Genomic DNA, 5,799 nt, shown 5'->3' with positions numbered 1-5,799 from the left:
GCCCATTCCCTAGTCCTCGAGGATATGCCAATCGTAGTTGGCGTCGGGAAACCGCCGACCCTATGATCGCCGTAACGGACGTCAAGCTTTCCTGCCGACATCCGGTCATCGGCAATGGCAAGATCGAGCGCCTCGCAATTGCCGCTAGTTACCATCATCAGGGTCCATTTCCCTCCTCGCGGGGAGCCACCGTCGTCCAAGCTTTCACATGACTTCGGGTGGCTTGATGAACCTTCTCGGACAACGACGATTTCTCCGCGGCAAAACTTAGCGATTAGGTCCGACCAGTGGAAAGGATCGCCGCAGCGGCAGCGCCCTACCTGGTAGAAGGAATGCCTGTGAATTCGATCGTGCTGGCTGGCGGCGGGCGCATGGGCGCGATCATGCGCGACCATGATTGGAGAGGATCGTCATTGGGCGTTCCTGAGCGATGGCCGCAGCCTCTGAAGACACTCGTTGGCATCTTGCTCGCGGCCGATCAGCCGATGTTCGTAGCTTGGGGCGCCGAGCACGTCCTGCTCTACAACGATGGCTATGCGCCCATGCTTGCGGATCGGCATCCTCGCGCGCTCGACCGCCCGTTCTTCGAGGTTTGGCCAGAGGTGCGAAAGCAACTCACCCCGCTGTTCGAGACGGTTGCCGGCGGCGAGCCGATCCACATGGCGGACATCGCGCTCGACCTGGACCGGGCGGGCCGGGACCGCGAAGCGCACTTCGCATTCAGCTATACGCCGATCCGCGACGCGTCGCGGGACTTTTCTGCGCCTGCACTGAGACGACTGACCGGGTCCTCGCTGACCGCCAGTCTTTGGCCGCTCGGAATCGACTGTTCGAAATGACGCGGGACCTCTTCGGCGTCGCGTCGTTCGAGGGCTACCTAAAGACCATCAACCCGGCCTGGTCCGCAGTGCTCGGCCGACCGCACGAAGAACTCGTCGGACGACCGTTCGCGGACATCATCCATCCCGACGATCTCGGCGCCACCGGCGACGTCGTGGCGACCTTGATGCGAGGAGAGCCGGTCCATCAGTTCCGCGTCCGCCTCCTGAAGGCCGACGGTACGCCGATCTCGTTCGCATGGTCAGCCATTCCGGACTCGGATTCGCGCAGCGGCATCTTCTACACCGTAGGACGCGACATCACCGAGGAGTTACAGCGGGAGGAAATGCTCAGGCAAAGCCAGAAGATGGAAGCCGTCGGCCAACTCACGGGCGGCCTAGCACATGACTTCAACAATCTTCTGACCGGCGTGATGGGCAACCTGGAGCTGATGCAAGCACGGATATCTCAAGGACGACACCTGGAGGTTGAGCGCTACGTCAACGCCGCCCAAGGAGCCGCCAAGCGAGCCGCCTCGTTGACGCACAGGCTACTTGCGTTTTCTCGGCGTCAGACACTCGACCCAAGGGCGATCAACCTCAACCGCCTCGTAATTGGGATGGAAGACCTCATCCGTCGGACCGTCGGTCCCGAGATCGCCGTAGAACCGCTGGTCGGAGCCGGCGGATTGTGGACGACGATGGCGGACCCAAGCCAGCTTGAAAACGCGCTGCTGAATCTCTGCATCAATTCTCGCGACGCCATGCCGAACGGGGGCAAGATCATGATCGAGACCGCCAATCGATGGCTAGATGAACGTGGGGCCCGCGACCGGTCATTGACACCTGGACAGTACGTATCGCTTTGCGTGTCCGATACCGGGACCGGGATGGGTCCGGAAGTAATCGCCAAGGCGTTCGATCCGTTCTTTACCACCAAGCCAATCGGCATGGGCACCGGCCTCGGCCTCTCGATGATCTATGGCTTCGCGCAGCAGACCGGCGGCCAGGTTCGGATCTACTCGGAGGTTGGTCACGGCACGATGGTCTGCATCTACCTCCCGCGCCATCTAGGCGGCGAAGAGGTCGATGCGTCTCCTGAGACTAGTGAGCCGGCGCGCGCCGAGGTCGGGCAGTCGGTGCTGGTGGTGGACGACGAGCCGACGGTACGGGGACTCGTCACCGAGATCCTAGAAGACCTGGGATACACCGCGATCGAAGCGATAGACGGTGCCTCGGGGCTGAAGGTCCTTCAGTCGCAGACGAGGATCGACCTACTGGTGACGGACGTCGGCCTCCCGAATGGGTTGAACGGGCGGCAGGTGGCCGACGCGGCCAGGGCGTTGCGACCCGGACTCAAGGTGCTGTTCATCACCGGCTACGCCGAGAACGCCGTACTGAGTCACGGCCATCTCGATCCCGGCATGCATGTCCTGACGAAGCCTTTCGCCATGGACGTGCTGGCGAGCAGGATCAAGGAACTGATCGAGGCCTGAATTCGAATTTGACTCGTCGTCGGCAAAGGTTTGCACATCCTTTTTGTTTTTCCCAAAACGCCGCTACGAGGGGCGCCGCATCTGACAGGATAGCCTGATTACCTAGTTGAATAACTTAGTTGAACGAGGCGTTAAACGTAATTCGATGGTCTGCTGCAAGGTAGCCAGTGCTAGTTCGGCATCCATGGTTCGGCGTTGGAGGGTGCCGTTTCGGCCGTCCGATAATCGGAGGCTCATGGTCAACTGCCGACATTCTGTGTCATAGCCGATCAGGCGCGCTTCCAAGGCGCGAACCATGTCCCCGACTTCACCGTCGCCCACTGAGACATGAAGAGCGTCTCCAGGGTCATCGATGACCTCGCGGATACGAAGAATGGTGGCGAATATCGCGCCGAGACCATCCGGGACCGACCCGCGCCGGATGGTCTGCAACGAAAACTAGATTAATACCAAGACCGGTGCCGGAACCGTGTCGCCTCTCGCTTGATCAGTCCAATGGATATATGCCGTGGAGTACCGTATCGAAATGGTTCTCGATCGCCGTCGTGCAGGCGCAAGCCCTATCGCGGAGCGCCTGTTCGTCCTTGATGATAATGACGCCGCGCCTGGTCGCGATCGTCCCCTCCTCGCGCAACCGTTTGACGACCCGCGTCACGAACGTCCGGCCCACGCCCAGCAGTTCGGCCAATTGCTCTTGTGTCATGTCGAACTCCTGGCCGTGGGTCCGGCTGACGGCGGCGAGCAGCCATTTGGCGGTACGCTGTGAAATTGTATGTGTCGCGTTACAGGCCGCGGTCTGGAACACCTGCGCAAGCAGACAATCCGAGTAGCGCGAGATCCAATGGCGCAGCGAGATCGAGTCGAGCTTCGCATGCTCCAGGGCTACCGTCTTGATGCGGAGGAAGCGACCGCCGTGGCGCACCATCGCGGTCGCGTAGGCTGGCACATGTCCGTTTGAGACGATGCCGCCGATTGCGCCTTCGCGCCCGACCAAGGCAACCTCGACGGCCGTCCGGCCGTCGTTGGTCGCGATGCAAAACGCTGCCATGGCGGGGCCGCATGGGAACCACGTGTCAATGACGTCGTCACCGGCATCCTGGAGGATGTCGCGATCCTTCAGATCGAAGACCATCATGTGTGGGGTCAACCGTTTTCGATCCGCTTCCGACAAGGTGGCGAGAAGCGCGTTGTGCGACAGGTCGTCGAGGGTCGGGGCGGACATTCGGTCTCCTCTGAGGATCGATGAAAACTGTTTGATTTGGTGTGTGTACTAGTGGACGGACAGCGCCGTCGGCGAGTGTTACTGGCGAACACAGCTTGCTCGATTGGAGCGAAGCCGCGGCGACCGCCTGGATAGCTGGGTCGTCGGACCTCGAAAGCGAGACCTCCACTTGATCGCTCGACCAGACGTCCTTCCATCGCGCGCCGCGCTCCTTTCGTTTTGCGCATTTGCATCGCACGTCCATGCCGTCGCCAAGGGCGAGCCTTGATGGACGGCGTGCCTGCGAACGATGTCGACCTGACCAATTGCGACCGCGAACCGATCCACCTCCTCGGCGCCATTCAACCCATCGGGTTCTTGTTGGCCCTCACCCTCGACTGGATCGTGGCGCGCACCTCTATGAACGTGGCGGACTTCCTGGGCGCCACGAACGACGGCCTGATCGGGCGGCCGCTCGCTGACATCTTTCTGCCCGAGGCTGTTCACGACTTGCGGAATCAACTCGCGACACTTCGCGGGCCGAACGCCGTGAACAAGGTGTTCGATACGAAGCTGGTCGATCGCGCCGGTCGCTTCGACGTCGCCATTCATCGATCCGGCGGACAGATCGTCGTCGAGGCGCAGCCGGCCGCATCCAAGCATGGTGACGCATCCGGGATGGTGCAGGCCATGATTGCCCGGCTCGACGTGGTCGGTGAGTCGTCCGCCTTCTTCAACGAGGGGGCACGACAGGTGCGGGCCTTGACCGGGTTCGACAGGGTCATGGTGTACCGCTTTTCCGAGAGCGGCTCCGGGGAGGTTGTCGCGGAGAGTTGTAAGTCGGGCATCGGATCTTTCAAGGGTTTGCACTACCCGGCAAGTGACATCCCGGTGCAAGCGCGGGCGCTATACAAACGCAATCTGCTGCGTGTCATCGCGGACGTCGACGCGAAGCCGGTCGCCGTCGAGCCTATCCGCGACGAGAAGGGCAAACCGCTCGACCTGTCGCAGTCGATGCTGCGATCCGTATCGCCGATCCACATCGAATACCTGAAGAACATGGGGGTCCGTGCCTCCATGTCGATCTCGATCGTGGTCGACGGCGAACTCTGGGGACTGTTCGCCTGCCATCATTACGCGGCCAAGTCGCCGAGCTTCGAGGTTCGGTCTGTGTGCGAGCTGTTCTCGCAGATGTACTCGATGCGTCTGGAAGGCCGCGAACGCAAGGAGATGATAGAGTTCGAGCGTCGGGCACGCGACATTTCGGACCAGCTTCTGGGCGCGGTCGCCACGAACGAGACGTTGCTGAACGATCCTGAATGGCTGGCGGGCATCCTTACACACGTCATTCCCGCGGAAGGCGTGGGCGTCTGGATCAACGGTAACTACGCGTTTTCGGGCACGAGACCGTCGACCGACGCTTTCACGCGTATCGTCCGCGCGCTGAACAGCACCTCGGCGAACCGGGTCTTCGCCACGGACCACATCGCCTCGCTCGTGCCCGGAGCCGAGGAATACGCGGACCGTGCCGCCGGCATGCTGGCCATTCCGATCTCGCGATCCCCGCGCGACTACGTGATCCTGTTCCGGGAAGAGTTGATCCGCTCGGTCCGGTGGGCGGGCGACCCGCACAAGACGGCGACGTTCGGTCCGAACGGTCCGCGCCTCACGCCACGCGAGAGCTTCGCCGAGTGGCAGCAAATCGTCAAAGGCCGGAGCAAGCCCTTCACCCCTGCGGAGCTGCGGGTCGCGGAGACCCTTCGCGCGACCCTGATCGAAGTCGTGCTTCGCCTCGCGGGCGAAGCCAGCGCGGAGCGCGATCGCGCGTCACGGCGACAGGAACTGCTGATCGCCGAGTTAAACCACAGGGTCCGGAACATCCTGGGCGTCATCCGTGGCCTAATTCGCCAGGCTAAGCCATCAACCGGCAAGATCGAGGACTTCGTAAAACTCGTCGATGGGCGTATTCACGCCCTCGCCCGCGCCCACAATCAGATTACTGACGATCACTGGGGACCAGCCCCTATCCAGGCCTTGATCGATGCCGAGGCCCGAGCGTTCCTGGGCGCAGACGGCAGCAGCGTCCACATCGTTGGCGAGCCGGTGATGTTGAACCCGCAGGCCTATTCTACGATGGCTCTCGTGCTCCATGAGCTCGTCACGAATTCTACGAAGTACGGTAGCCTCTCCAACGGCGGCCATGTCGATGTGGCTTGGTCGCGCAACGAGGATGGCGACCTGATCTTCGACTGGCAGGAACGGGACGGGCCACCCGTCGTGCCGC

2 protein-coding genes and 1 pseudogene are annotated in these 5,799 nt (G+C 61.9%); 2 read left to right on the top strand and 1 reads right to left on the bottom strand.

From position 1 onward, the window contains the following. Positions 1 to 371: 371 nt before the first annotated feature. Positions 372 to 2,314 (top strand): annotated as a pseudogene (locus GSQ79_RS24160) (ATP-binding protein). Between the two features lie 487 nt (positions 2,315 to 2,801). On the opposite strand, the gene GSQ79_RS24155 reads toward GSQ79_RS24160, so the two are convergent. Then, positions 2,802 to 3,536 (bottom strand): Crp/Fnr family transcriptional regulator, encoded by a 735-nt coding sequence (locus tag GSQ79_RS24155; RefSeq protein ID WP_158811318.1) that lies wholly within the window; start codon positions 3,534 to 3,536, stop codon positions 2,802 to 2,804. A 267-nt stretch (positions 3,537 to 3,803) separates the two neighbouring features. On the opposite strand from GSQ79_RS24155, the gene GSQ79_RS24150 reads away from it, so the two are divergent. Beyond that, positions 3,804 to 5,799 (top strand): HWE histidine kinase domain-containing protein (locus GSQ79_RS24150; RefSeq protein ID WP_246725553.1); only part of this gene is annotated, 1,996 nt, incomplete at its 3' end.

This window comes from Beijerinckia sp. L45, assembly GCF_009765775.1.
GTDB lineage: Bacteria > Pseudomonadota > Alphaproteobacteria > Rhizobiales > Beijerinckiaceae > RH-AL1.
The sequence above is the reverse complement of the archived record's forward strand: the minus strand, read 5'-3'. Positions and strand labels throughout refer to the sequence as shown.